The organism is Trichocoleus sp. ST-U2 (assembly GCF_039961875.1).
In the GTDB taxonomy this organism is placed as follows: domain Bacteria; phylum Cyanobacteriota; class Cyanobacteriia; order Cyanobacteriales; family FACHB-T130; genus FACHB-T130.
In genome coordinates, this window is the sequence record NZ_JAMPJY010000001.1 from 233,520 (window position 1) to 254,309 (window position 20,790).

Here is a 20,790-nt window from a genome sequence, read left to right on the forward strand (position 1 = left end):
TTAAACTCTTGGCAAGGATAAGGCACAATCAAAAAGTCCTCGTGTCAGCTCCCCGTGGCGTAATGCCCTGATTTATCTTAATCTCAGTATCCTCAGACCTGCCCAATGTCTAACCCACCACCCGCCGACTCTCAACCCCAGCCACCAAATACATCAGAATTAGAACTACTCAAACAAGAATACTTTTTTCTGCAAAACACGATTGAAGACTACAACAAGCAAATCTGGGCTATTAAAGCTCTCGGTATCGCTGGTACTGGCGCGGTTGTCACTTTAATGCTCCAGCAGAAATCAGGGGCAGTTCCTTTAATTGGTTGCGCTATTCCCCTATTTTTCTGGATTTTAGAAAGCCAATGGAAACACTTTCAACGCGGCTTTTATCCTCGCATCACGGAGATTGAAACTATCCTGAGCAACGATTATCATCTCCGCAGCCCTGCAATTTTTGGCGGCTGGGCGAGTGCCTTTAAGCGCACACCCGTCCCAAAACGTCGCGGTTATCTGTGGGATGGTTTGCTCAATCGCAGCGTTTTTATCAGTTATGTGCTGGAGATTATATTTCTGTTGCTGCTAGCTGCGATCGCGCCTCGTCTCTGGAAATAACCCGCAAGCGATCGCGTCCCGAAATCTACTATTGAAGTAGTTTAGGTATAAATATGCTCAAATTGTATCAATTTTTCTCTTCTGGTAATTGCTATAAAATTCGTCTTTTATTGACTCAACTAGAAATTCCCTTTGAGAGCATAGAACTGAATATTCTCAAAGGTGAAACTCGGACTCCTGAATTTTTAAGCAAAAATCCCAATGGTCGGATTCCTGTCTTGGAAACAGAATCAGGTCAATTCCTGGCAGAATCCAACGCAATTCTTTTTTATCTGAGTGAAGGAACTGATTTTTTACCAAGCCACCGTTTTGAACGCGCAAAAGTGTTGCAATGGTTATTCTTTGAACAGTATAGCCATGAGCCTTATATTGCTACTTCCCGATTTTGGATTTCTATCCTTAGCAAGGCGGAGGAATATAAGGAAGCACTTAATCAAAAGCGCGAACCCGGTTATGCAGCGCTAACGGTTATGGAAAAACATTTAACAAATTGTAATTTTTTTGCAGGAGAACGCTATACGATTGCTGATATCGGCTTGTTTGCTTACACCCATGTCGCGGATGAAGGTGGATTTGATTTAACAAGATTTCCAGCGATTCAAGATTGGATAGAACGAGTTAAAGCTCAGCCTCGGCACATTAGTATCGCGCAATTATAATAGAGTTCGGTATGGGGATCTCGGATACGCGATCGCTTCATTCGCATCTCGTAATTTAGGTAACTGTACCTAAACAAACCTATCTGTAAAACCATTGATTAGCAGCGCCTACCCTACAACATCTAGTAATAAATTTGGAACCTGCGTAGGCGGGTTTTGTCTGTGTAGGCACGGTTTCTAAACGCTAGCATATTTTTGTAAAAATGGGATAGTTTCTACCCTGATTTAAGTAGCTGATAAGCTATACTGGCTGAAGATAAATTGAAATAATCAAACAATGATAAAGTTTAAAAAAATTAACCGATTTTTGGCTAATATAAGTCTTAGTGTTTTAGTTATTCTTGCCTTATCATTTTTCCTCCTACCCGTCAGTTCAAAACTTCAAGAATCACCGACTTTAGGCGTATTTGAAGAAGTTTGGCAAACTGTCAATGACAACTTTTTTGACCCAAAATTTAATGGGGTTGACTGGAAAGCCATGCGAGAGAAGTATAAACCTTCAGTCAAGCAGGCAAAATCTATTGATGAAGCATCCGTTGTCATCAATCAAATGCTAGCTGAGTTGCATACTTCTCATATAGGCTTTTATCCGAAGTCACAACCCGCTTACTACCAACTTTTGGGTATATTTAATCAAGGTCATTTCTTAGAAAAAATACAAAAGTTATTTCCCAAAGGCTTAGAGTACACCGGAATTGGAGCTTTCACTAAAGAGATCGATGGGAAGACCTTTATCACTGGTATTCTTGATAACAGTTCTGCTGCTCAAGCGGGACTCAAAGTAGGCGACCAAATATTAGCAGTTGATGGCAGTCAGTATCAGCCAATCGAATCTTTTGTTAACAAAGCAGGGAAACAAGTTAGTATATCGATTCAACGAACTCCCGATGCAAACAGCAAGAAGAATGTAACTGTAGTTCCAAAAAGAATAAAGCCTACTACAGTTTTCTTGGACGCGATGCGGTCGAGTATTGAAATAATCGAAAGCAATGGTAGAAAACTAGGCTATGTACATATCTGGTCGTATGCTGGCGCTCAATATCAGGAATTACTGGAAGAAGAAATTGCTTATGGACGCTTTAAAGATGCAGATGGGTTAATTTTAGACCTAAGAGACGGCTGGGGTGGTGCTACTCCGAATTATCTAAGTATTTTTTCCGAAAAAGTTCCAGTATTAACCCAAATTCCTAGAGATGGGATAAAAACCACCTTAGATTATCAATGGAGAAAACCCGTTGTCATGCTAGTGAATAAGGGAACCAGAAGCGGGAAAGAAATTTTAGCTTATGGTTTTGAGCAGTATGGAATTGGAAAAGTTGTTGGTAGTCAAACAGCAGGAGCAGTTGTGGCGGCTCGTCCTTTCTTGCTCAAAGATGGTAATCTTCTTTATCTGGCGGTCGTTGATATTTATGTGAATGGAGAACGCTTAGAAGGCAAGGGCGTGAAACCAGATATCGAAGTGCCGTTCCAGTTAGAATATTCTCAGGGAAGCGACCCTCAAAAAGCGAAAGCTTTAGAGGTTCTAGCTGAAGCTGTTAAGAATCAGAATCGAGGGGCATAATTGCATTGATAACCTCTTGTAGAGACGCGATTAATCGCGTTTCTACTATAGCAATCCTATTTGATTTGCGAACATATTTTTTTAAACGAACCGCAAAGACGCCCTAGCGGAGCCATGCGCGTTAGCGCTATAGAGCGCGAAGAAAAGATAGAAAGAGAGAGTTTACAACTTATTTAGGATTGCTATATCTCTTTCTACTATCTCAAAATCCGCTCAATCATCCCGTTGGCTTGCGAACTATAGCCGCCGCCAAACAAATTAAAGTGGTTGAGGATGTGATAGAGATTGTAGAGGGTTTTCCGGCGCTCGTAGCCTGGATCTAGAGGAAATACTTCGTTATAGCCGCGATAAAAGGCTGCGGGGAAGCCACCGAAAAGTTCTGTCATGGCGATATCAACCTCGCGATCGCCATAATACGCCGCCGGATCGAAAATGAGGGGTTCTCCCGATGCCGTAAAGCCTGCATTTCCCCCCCACAAATCGCCGTGAACTAGAGATGGTTGAGGATGATAATCCGCTAGCAGTTCGGGAATTGCTGCCAGCAATTGCTCCTGTTGGGGAAAATGACCGCCGCGACGCTTTGCTAGCTGAAACTGATAGCCGAGACGATGCTTGGCATAGAATTCCGCCCAATCTGCTGTCCAATTATTGATTTGTGGCGTCGAACCAATCGTGTTATTTCTATCCCAGCCAAAGGCGTCTTTTTCAGCGCATTTGTGCATCGCCGCTAACTTCCGTCCCATTTCTTCCCAAGAATGGGAGTCGCCGCGCCCCATTTCCAGCCACTCCAGTACGATATAGGCAGAATTCCCGCTGGTGCCCCAGCCAATCGGTTTTGGAACCCGAATCGTGTGAGTTTCCTGCATTTGCTGGAGTCCCAGCGCCTCCGCCTCAAACATATCAACCAAAGACGCTTGGTTGATTTTGATGAAGTAGGTGCGTTGCCCATCGCTGACAGCATAGCCTTGATTGATGCAACCACCACTCACCGACTGCCGCTGCTGACTTTGAAACTTTTCACCCGTTAGGCGAGTGATTTGAGCGTCTATTTCTGTCCACATGGGAGAAATTTTAACCCAGAGTCACGCGAAGGTACGCGAAACAAGATTGACTTCTTTGCGTACCTTTGCGTTAACCTTTGCGTACCTTTGCGTTAAAAAACCTAGCTAGCTGGCTTGATCGCAACCACACCATAAGCATCACAAGAGAGATACTGTTGAGCTGCTGACTGGAGATCCGCCGCTTCCAACGCTTGAATCCGAGCCGGATAATTCAAGGCTGGAGCCAAATCACCCATCATGGTTTGATAGTAGCCGTATAAGTTAGCGCGATCGCTCGGCGTTTCATTCCCAAAGACAAACCGATTCGCTACTTGCGTCCGGAAGCGGGAAATCTCTGCCTCACTCGCGGGTTCTGTCTGGAGGGTGCGAATATGAGCAAGAATCGCCGCTTCTACCTCTGCCAAATTCTCTACCGGCAACTGCGCGCCAATATAGAAGACGCCTTGATGCCGATGGCTCATATTGCTCACCCCAATATTCGTCACCAGGTGCCTGTCTTCCCGCAAATCTCGGAACAGCCGCGACATCCGACCTTGTCCCAGAATCACGCTCAACACATCCAGCGCGTAAGTATCGGATAAGTGCGTCATTCCAGGCACTCGCCACATCATCACTAACCGCGCTTGCTGCAAGCTTTCATCAACATACTCGCGGCGGACAATTTCCCTAAAAGCAGGTTCGGGAGTGAGGGTTGAAGCGATCGCTTCCTGACTTTTGACTTCTGGCGGCTGAGTGCTGACGCCTATCTCCGTCAAGCCCTGTGCCACAATTTCAATTAATTCCTCAACCGGCAAATTGCCCACAACTGCCGCTGTTATCGATTTGGGTTGATACTGACTGGCGTGGAAATCGCGCATCTGCTGCGCCGTCAGCTGCTCAATCACCGCTGCTGGGCCGAGTACCTGACGGCGGTAGGGCAGGGTGTCAAATGCCACCTCCATCGCCCGCTGGTAAGTCCGGCGGCGAGGATTGTCTTCCGAGCGGCGAATTTCTTCTAAAACGACCAATCGCTCTCTTTGAAAGGCATCCTCTGGAATGCTGGGATTTAGCACTACATCTAGTTGCAATGGTGCCAAATGGGCAAAATCTTTGGGAGCTGTTGTGATGTAGTAGTGGGTATAGTCCTGACTGGTGGCTGCGTTTGTTACGGCACCCCGCTCTTCAATCAGTCGCTCGAATTCTCCACTGTTGAGCCTTGGCGTCCCCTTAAACACCATGTGTTCTAGAAAGTGAGCCATGCCGTTGATGGGGTCTGGCTCATCGGATGAGCCGACATTAATCCACACGTTTAGGTTAACGGCTTCGACGGGCATCTGCTCCGCCACAATCGTTAAACCGTTAGGCAGGCGGTGGAGAGTAGGGGCGTTGAGTGGCGTAGATTTGAGCAGAGTTGAGGTCATGTGTTCTTCGTCGCTGGGCTATTTCTCCTTTTATCTTACTCAGTCTGCACCTATCTCCTCAGCCAGCTCCCCAGCATTGCGCGATCGCTCTCTAGATGTTTTTAAAAAGTTTCCCGCTCCTTTCGCCTTTAACACATATTTCCTTTCCGTGCCATTTTTTAAAGTTAATTAAGAAAGTCAATCATTCTTTAAAATTTTGCTTATTGATTAAACTTTGTTTATTTATGTATTGGGAAATACCTTTATTATGAAAGATTCATTCTAAATTTTTAAAAGTTTGAAATAAAGTCTGTAAGTTTAGATAAATTTAAGAAGTTAAAAAGCTTTATCAGTCTAAAGACAGATACTATGGTTTAGTCTGATAGACCAGACTAAAGCTTCATTTAACTGGAGTCAGTTGTACTCATGCTGAGTGGATTTTCAGGAAGTACAAATACCATCATTGCATCTGGTTATTATACAACTGCGTTTTTGATTTATCGCGGTTTTCTTCGAGGGCAGCATCTACTCAGCAATCCATTAGTACTCGTAACTGTAGCAATCTTCTTGAGCTGTGCTATAGAACATTCAGTGCAGCTTTTAACATTAGTCTTCGGTGGGCAAAACGGCTCTCCAATGATACTGACAATTCAGGGAGGAGTTGTTCTAATCATGGCTTTAGTCGTGGGAGCTTTCATGGCTCTGAGGCGTTACTACTCGCTCCTGGTTGAAAACTTCCGAATCCAAAAAAACACGAAAAATCAACTGGCTCAGGCTAAGGCTGAGTTGGAAAGAGCGAACGCCAATTTGGAAGTTTTGGCAGCTCGTGCTAAAAACTTATTGCAGACAAATCAACAATTAGAAAGGGAAATAATTGAACGCAAACAGGCACAAAAAGCAACGGCACATACTCATGATTTATTGAATTCCATCGTAGAAAATCTGCCAATTGGAATTTTTATTAAAGAAGTGAATGAATTGCGATTTGTATTCTGGAACAAAGCCAACGAGGAACTCACTGGTTATTCTCAGGAAGAAGTATTAGGCATGAACGACTATGGCATTTTCCCGCCAGAGCAAGCTGATTTCTTCACAAGTCGCGATCGCGAAGTGTTGGCATCTGGGAAACTTCTGGAGATTCTGGAAGAGCCAATCCAGACAAAACATCAAGGTTTGAGGATTCTGCACACTAAAAAAATCCCGATTTTCGACGAAGCGGGAACTCCCCAATATTTGTTGGGCATTTCCGAAGATATCACCGAGCGCAAGCAAGCACTGGAGACTTTAGGAGAATCGGAAGCTGCACAAAGCAGCGAGATCGCAGCTCTGCAACAACAAGCAGTCCAGATGAAAAAAGCGATGCAGACGTTGCAAAGCAGTCAATCCCAACTGGTTCAGAACGAGAAAATGTCCAGTCTGGGGCAGTTAGTTGCGGGTATTGCTCACGAAATTAATAATCCAGTTAGCTTTATTTACGGCAATCTCGCTTACGCAGATCAATACACCCAAAATTTGCTGCATCTTCTACAACTTTACCAGCGTTATTATCCCGATCCAGTCCCAGAAATCGAAGCGTATAAGGAAAATATCGATCTAACTTTTGTCATAGAAGACCTATCGAAGATACTCTCTTCCATGAAGCTAGGAGCAGACCGCATTCGCCAGATTGTTCTGAGTTTGCGGAATTTTTCTCGGCTCGATCAAGCAGAAATGAAGGCGGTCGATATTCATGAGGGGTTAGATAGTACGCTGCTGATTTTACAGCATCGAATGAAAGCCAAAGGGGGAAATCAGGGAATTGAGCTGATCAAAGAGTACGGCGATCTTCCGCTTGTGGAGTGTCATGCTGGACAGATGAACCAGGTGTTTATGAATATCCTCAACAATGCGATTGATGTTTTAGAGGCGTACAGCTATCAGCACTTAGCGATCGCAACCATCGAGAATTTGCATACGCACTCTCTTCAGTTAGGTCAAACTCCCCCCATTTCCAATACTCAAGTGCCAGTTGCTTCGATTAGAATTCGCACTGAGGTTGTCGAAATTAATGACTGTCCTCAGGTGGTGATTCGGATTCGAGATAATGGCTCTGGCATCCCCCCAGAGGCGATAACACGACTATTTGACCCTTTCTTCACCACTAAACCTGTTGGCAAGGGGACAGGCTTGGGTTTATCCATTAGCCATCAAATTGTGGTCGAGAAGCACGGCGGGGTTCTAACGTGTTCCTCAGAACCCGGACAAGGAACAGAGTTTTACATTGAAATCCCGATTGTTCATCGTCGAGTGCGAACCTGTCAGGAAGCCGAAACTTAATGTAACGTAATATTAAGTCTCGGAAGAGGGAATCCTCGTTCTCAATTCATGCCAAGCTGTCATGTTGTCGTTATCGGTGCTGGAATTGGTGGTCTCACGGCTGGGGCATTACTGGCTCGTCGAGGCTACTCAGTCTTAGTTTTGGATCAAGCTCTGGTGCCTGGTGGATGTGCTTCCACGTTCAAACGCAAAGGATTTACCTTTGATGTGGGAGCGACCCAGGTGGCTGGACTGGAACCGGGGGGGATTCATCACCGGATTTTTCAGGAACTCGGAATTGAGTTACCAGCAGCGACGCCTTGCGATCCAGCTTGTGCCGTGTATCTACCGGGAGAAACCGAACCGATTAACGTCTGGCGCGACCCCCAAAAGTGGAAGGCGGAGCGAATTCGGCAGTTTCCCGGAAGCGAACCATTTTGGGAGTTGTTGGCGACTTTATTCCGAGCCAGCTTTGCATTTCAATCGCGCGATCCGGTGCTACCGCCGCGAAATTTGTGGGACTTATGGCAACTGGTATCGGCGGTTCGTCCCGATACTTTGATTACTTTGCCCTACACTTTTTTGACGGTGGGGGACGCTTTGCGGGGATATGGATTGGGGGATAATCAGCGTCTGAGGACGTTTCTCGATTTGCAGCTCAAGCTTTATTCTCAGGTGGATGCTGAAGAAACGGCTCTGCTCTATGCAGCAACAGCTTTGAGTGTTTCCCAGGAGCCGCAGGGACTATTTCATCTCCAAGGCAGTATGCAGGTGTTGAGCGATCGCCTAGTCTCCTCTTTAGAGAGAGATGGTGGCAAGCTGTTGATGCGCCACACCGTTGAACGTATCCACACCACAAATGGCAAAGCCACTGGTGTCGTCATTCGCAATCAAAAAACTGGCGCTGTCTGGACGGAACCCGCCGACCACGTTGTTGCCAATGTCACCGCGCAAAATCTGGTACATTTGTTGGAAGCCGAGACACCAGAGGGAATTCCTAGTTCGCAACCCAAAACCCAAAATCGCTATCGTCGTCGAGTCGATAAACTTCCCCCATCGTCGGGAGCATTTGTAGTGTATCTCGGTGTCGATCGAAGCGCGATTCCCTCAGGATGTCCGCCTCATTTGCAGTTTCTCTACGATTATGACGGCCCGATTGGAGAAAATAACTCCCTATTTGTCTCAGTGAGCCACCCTAAAGATGGTCGCGCCCCAGAAGGTAAAGCAACTATCATTGCGTCTTCCTTCGTTGACACTCGGAATTGGTGGCAATCTGAAGATTATAAACAGCGAAAGCAACAATATACCGAGGAAGCGATCGCTCGTCTGAGCCAATTTTTTCACTTGACACCAGAAACCATCGTCCATCAAGAAGCCGCTACACCCCGCACCTTTGCCCGCTTCACAGCACGCGATCGCGGCATTGTCGGCGGGATTGGTCAGCGAGTTTCCACCTTTGGTCCCTTTGGCTTTGCCAATCGCACACCCGTGAATCATTTGTGGCTAGTAGGAGATTCCACCCATCCCGGCGAAGGAACCGCAGGCGTCAGCTACTCCGCCCTCACCGTGGTGCGCCAAATCGAAAATACCAAGAATTGATTCAGATGCAATTGTTACAAATATAGCAATCCTATTTGAGTTGTGAGCCAGCCTTTCAGATCCCCGACTTCTTTCTCGAAGTCGGGGATCTCGCGTTTACGAATCATTTAGGACTGGATCTAAGTGTTATTAATATGCGCGGTAATTCCGTTTAAAGCTTACAGAAAACCAGAATACCTCGGCTAAGGTAAAGGCATACTGATTTTCTGTAAGGCAATCAGCGACGTAAAACTCAATCGGATTCGACAATCGACCCGCTATTAAACGCTACCCTTTTTTAGCCCTCGTTACGAGTACCGCCCTGTTGTGGCGTGCTTAGTTCCAACAAATCCGGTGTAGCAAAAAAGCCAAAGTACACCGCGATCGCGGCGGTGACTGCATGAAGCCAGACATCGTTGCCAAAGATTGGGATCAAGCCCAAGGTTGACTGGGTAGCCGGAAAAAGCCCCATTAGCGTTAGCACCCCATAGAAAATTCCCAAAACTCCACTATAGAGACGAGAACTGTCTAAGGCGATGGATGCAAAAATTCCCAGAAGTCCTACGACAAGGTGAACAACATTATGTAAGACATTGATGGGGAATAACCCCAGTAAGTAACCGTATCCACTTGTGTATCCAAGACCCGCCATATCAGGCGTAACCGTAGGCGCTTTCACAAAGGCGGGAATAAATCCCATTACACCACAAAGGAAAAAGAAAATGCCGATAATTAACGCAAATTTTTGCGCTGGGTTCATGCCTTTCATCATTAAATTCCCGTACAAATTTGTATTTAATCTAAGCAGGATTATCAGCTCATTCGACTTTCCTAAGGAAGAGGTCTTGAATCTACCCAGAGAAAGGGTTTATGTTAAAGGCGAATGTAGCCGATCGTACAACTGTAGCCAACTTAGACTACCAACCTACACGGATCGCTTGGCTTGTCTTAATTTAAGTAAGTGTTTGTAAATTAGATTTGTAAATTCGATGAATACAAAGAGGCGCTGTTAGAAATTAATTAACGCAAATTAGATAGCAGTGTACCCTTCACTACAATTAGATAATTCTGGGTATTGAGGCGGTTAAGGTAGGTAAAAATATCACCACTGGCAACAATTAAACTTACTCCGAAGGTCAAAACAATATGCGTAGATTGGGAAGACGAGTGAGATCCGTGCAGGCTGCGCTAAAACCACAATTAATCCGGCAACTCAAAGCTGAAAAAGCTAAACTACTGCACAAATATCATAATTTGCTGGCTAACCCATTGAGCGCAGACATTGTTGTTAATTCCCGCGATACCACCAAACGCAAAGCTGCCGAAGCTGCACTGAATCAAGCGAACGAATCCTTAGAAATTCGAGTCAAGGAACGTACCACTGCATTAACACAAACCAACAAGCAATTGCGGCAAGAAATTATCGAAGGCAAAAAAGCTTTGGATGCGTTGCGAGAAAGTGAAGAATGGTTCCGTTGTTTGAGTAGCTACTCGCCAGTGGGGATTTTTTTGGCAAATATGGAGGGGTGCTGCATCTACACAAATCTCCGCTGTCAAGCCATCTGTGGCTTCACCTTGGAGGAGAGTTTGCAAGAAGGGTGGTTGCAGTTTGTTCATCCAAGCGATCGCGATCGCGTCTTTGCAGATTGGTTAACACATACTCGTGAACGGAGAGAATACTCTGACGAGTTTCGCTTTCAAACTAAGGAAGGAATTGTGCGTTGGGTTCGCGTTCAGTCTTCACCGATGTTCTCCGATCGAGGAGAATTTATCGGTCATGTTGGAATTTTAGAAGACATTAGTGAAAGCCTGCGACACGCTACGCTACGCCAGCAAGCAGAGGAACAGCTAACACAGCAACGCAGCCAGCAGAAAGCCATCCTCGATAACATTCCCCATTTAGCTTGGTTAAAAGACAAAGAAAGCAGATTCATTGCCGTCAATGAGGCATTTGGTAACGCCTGCGGACTCGAACCAGAAGACTTAATTGGGAAGACAGATTTAGATATTTGGCATCCAGATTTAGCCGAAAGATATCGAGAGGACGATCGAGAGGTGATGAAAATCGGCAAGCGCAAGCGTGTCGAAGAACCCGCAGTCTACCAAGAAGGAAAAATGCTATGGACAGAAACAATTAAAACCCCAATTTTTAATAACACCGGGGAGGTAATCGGAACAACCGGGATTGCAGTCGATATCACCGAGCGCAAGCAGTCAGAGGAAGCACTCCACCGCCGCGAACAAGAGTTTAAAGCACTGGCTGACAATTCCCCTGATATCATTTCCCGATTTGGCAAAGAATTGCAACATTTATATGTCAATTCCGCTATAGAACGAGCAATCGGAATATCCCCACAAATCTTTATCGGCAAAACTCATCCAGAGTTAGGAATCCAACCAGAAATTTATATTCCTTTTCAACAAATTCTTCAAGATGTGTTTACAACAGGTCAGCCACACGTTTTTGAAAGCAAGTCCTCAGTCAGCGGAAAATGCTATCAAGCTCGTATCGTCCCAGAATTTGCTTTAGATGGGTCAGTGGAGTCTGTGTTAAGTGTCGCTCGTGACATTACTGAGCAAAAGCAGACAGAGGAAGCGCTCCGGGATGCACTTCAGAGACTAAACTTCCATTTTGAAAACTCACCCCTAGCGGTCATAGAGTGGGATTGTAATTTTCGGGTGTCGCGTTGGTCATCGGAAGCAGAAAAAATCTTCGGGTGGAAAGCAGAGGAAGTCATTGGCAAACATCCCGCTGAGTGGCAGTTTGTCTTTTCTGAAGACGTGCCAACTGTCGATAGCGTTATTCAGCGGCTAATCGATAGCAGCGAACAGCGTAATGTTTCCCGCAACCGCAATTACACTAAGAATGGTTCGGTTGTTTATTGCGAATGGTACAACTCGGCATTATTAGATAAATCGGGCAATTTAGTATCAGTGCTGTCTCTAACTCTGGATGTAACTAAGCGCAAACAGATGGAGGAAGCGTTGCGGGAAAGCGAAACCCGCTTCCGGATTATGGCTGACAACGTGCCTGCCTTGATTTGGATGTCAGACCTTAATTACAAAGGAACATTTTTCAACAAAGCTTGGTTAGATTTTACAGGACGCAATCTTGAACAAGAACTGGGCAACGGTTGGTTAGAAAGTGTACATCCTGATGATTTACGATGTTGCTTGGACACCTATAAATCAGCCTTCAATACTCGCCAACCAGTGCGAGTGGAATACCGCCTCAAGCGTGCTGATGGGAATTATCGCTGGGTTTTAGATACGGGGATTCCGCGCTTCACACCTGATGGCAGCTTTGCGGGTTACATCGGCTCGTGCATAGATATTACGGAGCGCAAACAGGCAGAAGAAGAGATTTTGAATGCTTTGGCAAAAGAGAAAGAACTGAGCGAACTGAAATCTCGCTTTGTCTCTATGACTTCTCACGAGTTCCGCACGCCTTTAAGCATTATTCTGTCTTCTTCCGAATTACTAGAATATTATGGCGATCGCTGGACTCAAGAAGAAAGATTAGAACAACTTCATCTCATTCAATCCTCTGTTAACCACATGACCCATTTGTTAAATGATGTGCTGACATTAGGGAGAGCCGACGCAGCAAGATTAAACTTTAATCCGGTATCCCTTGACCTAATTGAATTTTGTCGGACAATTATTGCCGAAATACAACTTACCGCGAGCCGTGGGCATAAGATTATCTTTACCAGTCGATACCAATTTCTGAGTGTTGGTATGGATAGAATGTTGCTGCGACAAATTTTAAATAATTTGCTCTCGAACGCTATTAATTATTCACCAAATAACAGCAATATTTATTTTGAAGTTACTTCCCAAGACGGAGAGGCTATTTTGGAAATACAAGATGAAGGAATCGGGATTCCTCTAGCAGATCGATCCCGATTGTTTGAACCGTTTCACCGGGGCACAAATGTTAGTAACATCAATGGTACGGGATTAGGACTGGCAATTGTTAAAAGGTGTGTAGACTTACATCAGGGTAGGATAATAGTAGCTAGTAAAATTGGGCTTGGCACGACATTTAAAGTCGTTCTTCCTTTAAATAACAGATTGACGAGTCAGACCTGTGAAAAAGATTCTGGTGATTGAAGATGAGCCAGCAGTTAGAAGCAACCTTCTCAAACTCCTCAAGGCTGAGGAGTTTGATGCCATTGGTGCGGAAAACAGTTTGGTGGGAGTGCAGTTAGCGAGGGAACACGAACCCGATTTAATTATTTGTGATATCATGATGCCTGATTTTGATGGTTACAGCGTGCTAACTCAATTGCGCCAAGACCAGGTAACGGCAATGATTCCGTTCATTTTTCTTACCGCTAAAACGGAGAGAGAAGACTTGCGCCAAGGGATGCAACTGGGAGCCGATGATTATCTGACGAAGCCGTTTACCAGAGCAGAATTGCTAGGCGCGATCGCTACTCGGCTAAAAAAACAAGAAGCTGTGACACTCCTGCAAGGGAAAATCCAAGAACTCCAGCAGCTCAATATTCAAAAAGATGATTTGCTTGCTAGAGCTTCTCACGATTTGCGAACCCCTCTAGCCAACATGAAGCTGATTATCCAAATGTTGGAAATCATTTCTAATGAAGAACAACAGCAACACTATAGAGCGCTATTAGAAGCTGAATGTATTCGGGAAATAGAACTAGTTAATAATATCTTAGATTTGCATCGTTTAGGAGCGGAAAAAAAATTAATTTCTCCAGAAACTTTAATTCTAAAATACTGGCTTCCGACTTTAATTGAGCCATTTAAACCAGGAATAGCTCAGCGCCAGCAAATTTTTAATATTGATTGTTCTCCCGCTCTTCCTCCACTGATTTCAGACCGACTTTGTCTGGAGCAAATATTAATAGAGTTGATTGGAAATGCTTGTAAATATACCCCCTCTTTTGGTGAAATATCCATTAGTGTCTATGTGGATTATTCAATAAATATTAATTCAAACTCAAATTCAAGAGTAAACTTTAAAATTACCAATCAAGCAGAAATTTTAAATACAGAATTACCTCGAATTTTTGAAAAATTTTACCGCATTCCTAATGGTGATATCTGGAAAGAGGGAGGAAGTGGATTAGGGCTATATTTAGTGCAAAATTTGGTCGAAAAAATAGGAGGAACCATTCAGGCTCAAAGCACACAAGGATGGACTACATTTACCGTGCAACTACCCATTCAGACAAGTGCTTAAGTAGAAAAATGTAATTAAATACCAATTGACATAGGTACTAGGATATCGGTGATTTCTCCTTTCCTGGCGCACCCTGGAAGGTTTGTCATTACCTTAAGCATAAGGACATATTGCACCATTCGCAGGAAGCTGAGAGTCTGCTTTGCAATTCAGTCCAAAGCTCATAGCTTAAGTTCATTGAAATGGACTTAAATTTCTACTTAGTCTTCTAAGAGAAGACTTGCTTCTGTTAGCAAGGGGTTGAAACTAGAGACAGGTAATGCGAGTAGTACAAAATGTAAGTTGAAACAGACTAATTTTATAAAAATTCAGTTTTTTAAACCATTCTCTGAGCAATTAGAAGGGAAATTTTATTCTCTGGTGGGATTGAAACAAAGCTCAAGTTTCAACACAAGTGGATAATGACACGACCTGGAAGGATAGGCAAATTAGAACTATTTGAGGCAAAAACTGCGATTCTGTGTAAGATGTAACAAAAATTCTACACAGCAATTTCTCTACTGCATAACAATAAGTAATAGTGGCTTCAGCCTGTTTTTTTCAGAAACAGCTACAGACAAGTTTATGTACGTCTATCGCACCTCCCAATTTAACCGAAAGACTCTGTGCTATGGTGTTCAGGCTCAAGTAGATAAATTATGCAACGAACTTGAGCCTTTGAGTATTGATGAGTCACAGGCACGTTTTGAGAGGGTTTATCCCTACTTAAAGCGGAGAGGGGAAAACAATTTACGCCTCATTGCCAGAATTCGACCCGTACAGGATGATCTGGTGCTGTGCCTACTAGACATTTTTCTCCGTGGCTCTAAAGAATACAAAAAGTTCCTGCGAACCCCAGAAGAGTACGGCAAAAAGAATCTCGACTGCCAATTAGATGAGGAAGCACTAACTGGTTGGCTTCAACAACAGCAACCGTCAGCCAGCAACGTGTCTTCAAGACGCGAACCGCTTCCAGACGATTTGCTTCCCTGGCTAGAACCTCCAGGCTGGGAGATAGAAAAGGATAAAGACTCTTGGGCAATCCTCTACGAAAGTGATGAGTGGATTGCCAAGTTCAAGAGTCCAGAAATCGGAGAAGACTGGGAAATTTACTATCAAATTATCTCTGGAATAGAAGAAAAATCGAGGAACGCTGAGAAAATTGCTGCATGGCCTGGTGTGTATTTGTGCGGTGAAAATAATTGCTATGTGCTATTTAGCCAACTTGAGACCGCCGATAAACCGCCTCGAAAAGTATTATTTCTCCTAGCATCTTTTACTCATCGACCTTCTACAGAAGAAATAGCCCAAATAGGGGAGGCAACTAATTTATTTAATGGTTCTAAAAATGTTTTATCTAAGCCTTTAACGCTGGATGAACTCACTCCCTTTGCGCGACGGTCTTATCCGAGTTACTTAGTAACAGATCAACAAAGTTGGCTTGCAATTCAAAGAGGCGCAGAAGTAAATCTAGCTCTTTCAGCAGAAGAAGAGGCAATTCTTAACTCTGTGTCAACAACATCAGCACGGGAAAATAATTGTCTGCCGCTTTTCTTAAATGGGCGGGCGGGTAGCGGTAAATCCACCATGCTGCTGTATTTGTTTGCAGATTATTGCTATCGAAAATATTACTACGAACCGGGAAAAGAACTTCCAGGAAAGCCGCTTTTTCTTACTTATAATAAGCGGCTATTAGAGGTAGCTAAAGAGTTTGTGCGCTGTCTGCATACATTCCATCACCGCTTTGTAGCAGCTCGAACAGAAGGTTCGGAAATCCCCGATGTCAGTGCCTTCTTTCAGCCGTTTGGGACATTTCTCTTAAACTTACTCCCTTTAGAAGCAGACGATGCGTCACTGGCTAACCGGATGAGCCAGCAACCTTACTCTGCGGGAAACCCTACCGGCTACCGGCATACACTCCAGGAACGTTTCGATTCTCAGAAATACATTTCTTTCCATCGCTTTCGACAGCTTTACCGAGACTCAAAGCTGCCACAAGCACAGGTGTATTCCCCAGAACTTTCCTGGCACGTTATTAGAACTTTCATCAAGGGGTACAGTCTCCGGTACATGACTCCAGAAGACTACCAGGATGAAGTGCCGACTCAGGAACGCACTGTTCCAGCCGCTCAATTCCAAGAAATTTATAAAACCATCTGGGGACGTTGGTATAAGCGGCTAACAACCGAGCTAGGGTACTGGGACGATCAAGACTTGATTAGATTGGTGCTGGAACTCAAGTGTTACCGTGCTCAGTACACCGCTATTTTCTGCGACGAGGCGCAAGATTTCACCCGGCTGGAGCTTCAGTTAATTATGCGGCTGTCTGCATTCTCTCAGTGCGATCTGGGATACCAGCCTATGCGTAATTTGCCTTTTGCTTTTGCTGGAGATCCTTTCCAAACCTTGAACCCGACGGGATTTCGTTGGGAGAGCGTACAGGCAGCATTTTACAATGAAGCGATCGCAGCACTCGATCCCACACAGCGATTAAATCTGCGGATGAATTTCCCGGAGCTGAAGTCTAACTATCGCTCTTGTACTGCGGTGGTGCAAGTGATTAACCTAATCCAATTGTGTCGTCAGGTTCTGTTTAAAATTCCGGCACTTCAGCCGCAAACTGCCTGGAAACAAGGTCACTTTCCCACTCCGCAAAAATTTATTATTGGTCGGAATATTCAAATTGAGCAACTCAAACGCTACCTAAGAGACACGATTATTATCGTGCCTTGTGAGGAAGGAGGAGAGCTTGCCTATGCTCAAAACGATGCAGTTCTTTCTCAAATTTTGGCAGAGATTCCAGAGTCGGAACCGCTCAAAAATGTATTGAGTGCTAGTGCAGTTAAAGGATTGGAATTTAAACGAGTCGTTCTCTACAAATTTGGCGAGGAATGTAACAAAGCTGTCTGGAATCTAGTCAATCGACGGGAAGACTCAAAAGACATTTTGGCAGATCGTTTATACGAATTTGAATTTTTCTTTAATAAACTCTACGTAGCTGCTTCCAGAGCCAAAGAACGTCTATTTGTTGTTGATTCTCAAATCGGAGACCAGCGGCTTTGGGGGGTCACAGAAACTTATTTAGAAGTCCTGTTACAGCAGTCACAAAACCCTGCTTGGCGAGAAAACGTTCAACCCATCCGTTTAGGAAAACCTGAAAGCGCACGGGATCTGCAAGAAGATGACTGGCACTCGATCGCGCAGGAGTTCGAGAGTCGGGGAATGAACTCGGAAGATCCAGATTTCATGAGACGTGCCAGACAGTGTTACAGCGATCGCGCCTACGCTAAAAAAGCAGAAATTTGTGAAGCTTGGGCACTCAAATTTGAGCAGAAATTTAGCGAAGCTGGTCAACGTTTTCTTGTGCTTGGCAAAACAGAAGACGCTTGGGATTGTTTTTGGCAGGGGATGTGTTGGTCAGCATTGTTGAAGCAGTTTGACAAGGCTCCGCCAGGTCGGGAATCAGAGCGGCAAATTGCCCAATTTATGGACAAAAAATTGAGCCAACCTTCTTTAAAGGAGTTCACTCACTTCCTCCAATACTGCATCAAAAGCAACCAGTTGGAGATTCACCGCAACAGCCGACAGTGGAAACTAGCCTTGGAGGAATATGCGACGGGAATTGGGACTTTAATTGCCGGGACAAACCTCCACCCGAATGAGTGGCAGCGATTTGGAGAGGTTCTCGAAGCTTTAGGAGAAGGCTGGAATGGGATGCTCTACCGTGCGGGAACTTGTTTCTACCGCGCCAAGAACTATGAACGTGCCGCGCAATGTTGGGAACGGTGCGATTCTACTCAACAGCGTAAATATTATCTGGCAAAAGCTTCTGTTCTTGGTGTGCCAAATGGTTTGGAGTATTTAGAAAAAGCCGGGGAATCTGAGCAGATTGTTAAGGAGTGGAATCAGGCTGGCAGACCTCATACTCAATTGTGGTTAAAGTATGTTGCGCCAATACTAGAAAAAGGAAAAAGAAAGAGCGGTACGGCAACAAAGGCGAAACAGAAAAAGCGGTAATGAGCGATTAGTTTTTAGATTTTGGCAAAACACCGAATAATCAACTAATGACTAAAAAGAAGGTGAGTTCTCCAGGGACTGAGGTTCTAGACTTTGTTTCCAACCTTGGATTGCCCGTTGAGCGTCGGTGTAGGCAGATGAACCATCGGGGATGTTTTGGGCGATCGCGATCGCTCTTTGTACATCATTCCGAGCCTGATCCTGTGCCATCGCCAACAGTTGATAGCTCCAGCGATTAATCACCTCTCTAGCTTCAGCACCGACTCGCGTCGAGTTACGCACCTGACGAGCCGTTTGAACTGCTTGCGCGATCGCTTCCGGTGTTCCTGGATTCGCTAACTGATAAGCGGACTGCAAAATCTCTTGCGATCGCAGTTCTGTCCGCCAACTTTTAATTTTTTCCTGAGCTTCACCGTAGAGCGCTCGTCCCGATCGAATTTGTCCCGCTGCGGTAATTGCCCCCGGAAGATTACCCGAACTCGCCAAAGCTTGCGCTTGATCCAAATAAGGCTGGTCTTGTACCCGCTCAACTCTGTCTTGCCACCGTCGGATCTTGCCTTGAGCTTCTTGATAGAGCGCTCGTCCCGCTTGAATCTGTCCCGCTGCCGCGATCGCGCCGGAAAGATCCCCTGCATTCGCTAAACCAGTCGCTTGATCCAAATAAGGCTGGTCTTGCATTCGCTCGATTTTGTCAGTCCACTGTCGGATTTTGCGCCTCGCTTCTGTATAAAGAGCGCGTCCTTGACCCACTTGACTCGCTTCGTTAATGGCTTCTTGCAGGGAACTCATATCCCCCAAACTTGCCAGTTGATCGGCGCGAGCGAGATAGGGACGATCTTCTACCGTCTCTATTTGACTCGTCCAGTTATTGACAAGAGATTTTGCTTCTGCGGAGCGGGGATTGGTGCTGGGAACCAGTTGTGCTTCCGCGATCGCTGCGCTTAAGTCACCGACCGTTCCCCCTTTTGCCAGTTCACGCGCCCGATCTAAATGGGCGACATCTTCAATTTCTCGCTGCCAGCGAACAATCAAATCCTGGGCTTTATCGTATAGAGGGCGTCCGGGATTTAGTTTTTGGGCAAGGGCGATCGCATCTTCCAAATCTGAAACCGTTCCCTTCTGAGCGCGAGACTGGGCACTTGCCAAGTCGTTCAAATCTTGCGCTTCGCTTTGTAAATTCAGGCTTTCGGGAATTTTACTGGTAATGAGGATGACCGTTTGCCAGTCTTTTCGATCGAGCGCTTCTTGAGCCATATCGATTAATTTGCGCCCAAATTCTGTCACCGCGCCTTGAGCTTCCTTGTATGCCAAACTGCTGGGCGGAATTGCCTGTGCCAGTTTGATCGCCTCCAACAGATTATCTAATCCTCCGCTCTTAGAAAGTTGGAACGCTTTATCCAACTTGGCGCTTTCTTCCCGCGCCGACTGAATTAGATTCACCAGTTGATCGTACTTGGTTGTTGCCCAGTAGGTATTGCCGATATAGACCAGTTGCACGGCATCGCGAAAAGCCTGAGTCCAGTTAGACTCGCGCACCTCGTCCTCGGCTTTTTTGTAAAGGCCTTCTGCCTTCGACCAGATGGATTGCCAGCGATTTACGCGCTCATCCACCAACTTGTACGCTGGTACGCCCGTGGGGATTTTGCGAGCCATTGCGATCGCTTCCGCCAATTGACCCGCTTGGAAGGATTCCTCTCCCAATTTCAAAATCTCCCGCGACCACTCTTCCAGATGCTTGTCAATTTCTGGGCGTAGCGGGTGATCTTCTGGCAAACCATTCACCAGCGCGATCGCTTCTAGCAAATCTTTTGCCGTCTGCTTAGAAGCCGCTATCTGAGCGCAGCTGAGGCGCAGCGATGCCGAAGCCGTAGGCCAAAAAATGGCTGGGCAGTTGGGAAGCGCTGGCAGGTTAAACAACAGCGCTACCGCTGTAAAACCCAGCCCCCCAGAGAGCAGCACCACCAAGATGCCCCAGAATGCCCAGCTAGTCGGCAAGCGTAAAAAACGTTTAGGTCGAGGTGGCTTGGGTGCTTCTGACGGAGAGTTCGGCAGTGTAGCCGGAATTTGCTGACCCCCCTCTGCTGGTGCAGTACTACCCGCCGGACGCTGAGGACGATCCGTTGGTGGAGGAAGTGGCTGTTTCCCCGGACGCGGTGCTTTTCTGGGGACGGGCTGAGAGGAGTTCTCGCTCGTGTGTGGTTTGCGATCGCTCGGACGCCCAGACGCAGGTACTCGTTTTTGGGATGTCCACCCAGCCGAATTTGAAGACTTGCCGCTCCGCCCGCCATCTGGAATTTCGGGATTTCTAGTCATAGCTTATTCACACCACAACGCGCTTCGCCTGGGACGAATGCTTTTTAGCACAGGCAGTAGTTGCAATCCTACTCCCCTCAGCCGCAAAAAGCTATATTCTCATCCAGAAGTCAAAATCTATAATTCATCA

General features: G+C 45.6%; 12 protein-coding genes. 8 read left to right on the forward strand and 4 right to left on the reverse strand.

The features are described from left to right. The first annotated feature begins 105 nt into the window (after positions 1–105). The 3 genes from NC996_RS00935 (at position 106) to NC996_RS00945 (ending at position 2,823) form a co-directional block, all read left to right on the forward strand. Entirely contained in the window at positions 106–603 is a 498-nt protein-coding gene (locus NC996_RS00935; RefSeq protein ID WP_190683347.1) for a hypothetical protein, read from the forward strand. A 53-nt stretch (positions 604–656) separates the two neighbouring features. Beyond that, complete coding sequence (locus NC996_RS00940; RefSeq protein WP_190683349.1) at positions 657–1,262, forward strand: glutathione S-transferase family protein; 606 nt, start codon at positions 657–659, stop codon at positions 1,260–1,262. A 277-nt stretch (positions 1,263–1,539) separates the two neighbouring features. Further along, positions 1,540–2,823, forward strand: coding sequence for a S41 family peptidase (locus tag NC996_RS00945; protein WP_190683351.1), 1,284 nt, complete (start codon positions 1,540–1,542; stop codon positions 2,821–2,823). Positions 2,824–3,020: 197 nt separating this feature from the next. Here the strand turns inward: NC996_RS00945 and NC996_RS00950 are convergent, their stop codons facing one another. Together NC996_RS00950 and NC996_RS00955 are read right to left on the reverse strand one after the other, a co-directional pair. Continuing rightward, positions 3,021–3,884, reverse strand: coding sequence for a fructosamine kinase family protein (locus NC996_RS00950; RefSeq protein ID WP_190683353.1), 864 nt, complete (start codon positions 3,882–3,884; stop codon positions 3,021–3,023). 101 nt (positions 3,885–3,985) lie between these two features. Beyond that, positions 3,986–5,284 (reverse strand): pitrilysin family protein, encoded by a 1,299-nt coding sequence (locus NC996_RS00955; RefSeq protein ID WP_190683355.1) that lies wholly within the window; start codon positions 5,282–5,284, stop codon positions 3,986–3,988. A 615-nt stretch (positions 5,285–5,899) separates the two neighbouring features. Here NC996_RS00955 and NC996_RS00960 point away from each other — a divergent pair. Together NC996_RS00960 and crtD are read left to right on the forward strand one after the other, a co-directional pair. Next, positions 5,900–7,579 carry an ATP-binding protein gene (locus NC996_RS00960; RefSeq protein WP_190683358.1) on the forward strand — a complete coding sequence of 560 codons (1,680 nt, stop codon included), beginning with the start codon at positions 5,900–5,902 and terminating at the stop codon, positions 7,577–7,579. Positions 7,580–7,627: 48 nt separating this feature from the next. Continuing rightward, a complete protein-coding gene (crtD, locus tag NC996_RS00965) occupies positions 7,628–9,157 on the forward strand; it encodes a C-3',4' desaturase CrtD (RefSeq protein WP_190683360.1) in 1,530 nt (509 codons plus the stop codon). 277 nt (positions 9,158–9,434) lie between these two features. Here the strand turns inward: crtD and NC996_RS00970 are convergent, their stop codons facing one another. Then, positions 9,435–9,908, reverse strand: coding sequence for a DUF4383 domain-containing protein (locus NC996_RS00970; protein WP_190414619.1), 474 nt, complete (start codon positions 9,906–9,908; stop codon positions 9,435–9,437). Between the two features lie 395 nt (positions 9,909–10,303). On the opposite strand from NC996_RS00970, the gene NC996_RS00975 reads away from it, so the two are divergent. From NC996_RS00975 to NC996_RS00985, 3 genes are all read left to right on the forward strand, one after another. Then, on the forward strand, positions 10,304–13,252 hold the full coding sequence (locus NC996_RS00975; protein WP_348259964.1) for a PAS domain S-box protein: 2,949 nt from the start codon (positions 10,304–10,306) through the stop codon (positions 13,250–13,252). Beyond that, positions 13,230–14,351, forward strand: coding sequence for a response regulator (locus NC996_RS00980; RefSeq protein WP_190683367.1), 1,122 nt, complete (start codon positions 13,230–13,232; stop codon positions 14,349–14,351). Before NC996_RS00975 ends, NC996_RS00980 begins: the two co-directional genes overlap by 23 nt. Positions 14,352–14,915: 564 nt before the next feature. Then, entirely contained in the window at positions 14,916–18,347 is a 3,432-nt protein-coding gene (locus NC996_RS00985) for a hypothetical protein (protein ID WP_190683372.1), read from the forward strand. 51 nt (positions 18,348–18,398) lie between these two features. On the opposite strand, the gene NC996_RS00990 is transcribed toward NC996_RS00985, so the two are convergent. Continuing rightward, the gene (locus NC996_RS00990; RefSeq protein WP_190683377.1) at positions 18,399–20,660 is read right to left on the reverse strand and encodes a chromosome segregation ATPase; all 2,262 of its coding nucleotides are present in this window, start codon (positions 20,658–20,660) and stop codon (positions 18,399–18,401) included. Between the last annotated feature and the right edge of the window lie 130 nt (positions 20,661–20,790).

Coding starts and splice junctions, on each gene's coding strand:
- NC996_RS00935 (WP_190683347.1), top strand. CDS start 106: ATGTCTAACCCACCACCCGCCGACTCTCAACCCCAGCCACCAAATACA.
- NC996_RS00940 (WP_190683349.1), top strand. CDS start 657: ATGCTCAAATTGTATCAATTTTTCTCTTCTGGTAATTGCTATAAAATT.
- NC996_RS00945 (WP_190683351.1), top strand. CDS start 1,540: ATGATAAAGTTTAAAAAAATTAACCGATTTTTGGCTAATATAAGTCTT.
- NC996_RS00950 (WP_190683353.1), bottom strand. CDS start 3,884: ATGTGGACAGAAATAGACGCTCAAATCACTCGCCTAACGGGTGAAAAG.
- NC996_RS00955 (WP_190683355.1), bottom strand. CDS start 5,284: ATGACCTCAACTCTGCTCAAATCTACGCCACTCAACGCCCCTACTCTC.
- NC996_RS00960 (WP_190683358.1), top strand. CDS start 5,900: ATGATACTGACAATTCAGGGAGGAGTTGTTCTAATCATGGCTTTAGTC.
- crtD (WP_190683360.1), top strand. CDS start 7,628: ATGCCAAGCTGTCATGTTGTCGTTATCGGTGCTGGAATTGGTGGTCTC.
- NC996_RS00970 (WP_190414619.1), bottom strand. CDS start 9,908: ATGATGAAAGGCATGAACCCAGCGCAAAAATTTGCGTTAATTATCGGC.
- NC996_RS00985 (WP_190683372.1), top strand. CDS start 14,916: ATGTACGTCTATCGCACCTCCCAATTTAACCGAAAGACTCTGTGCTAT.
- NC996_RS00990 (WP_190683377.1), bottom strand. CDS start 20,660: ATGACTAGAAATCCCGAAATTCCAGATGGCGGGCGGAGCGGCAAGTCT.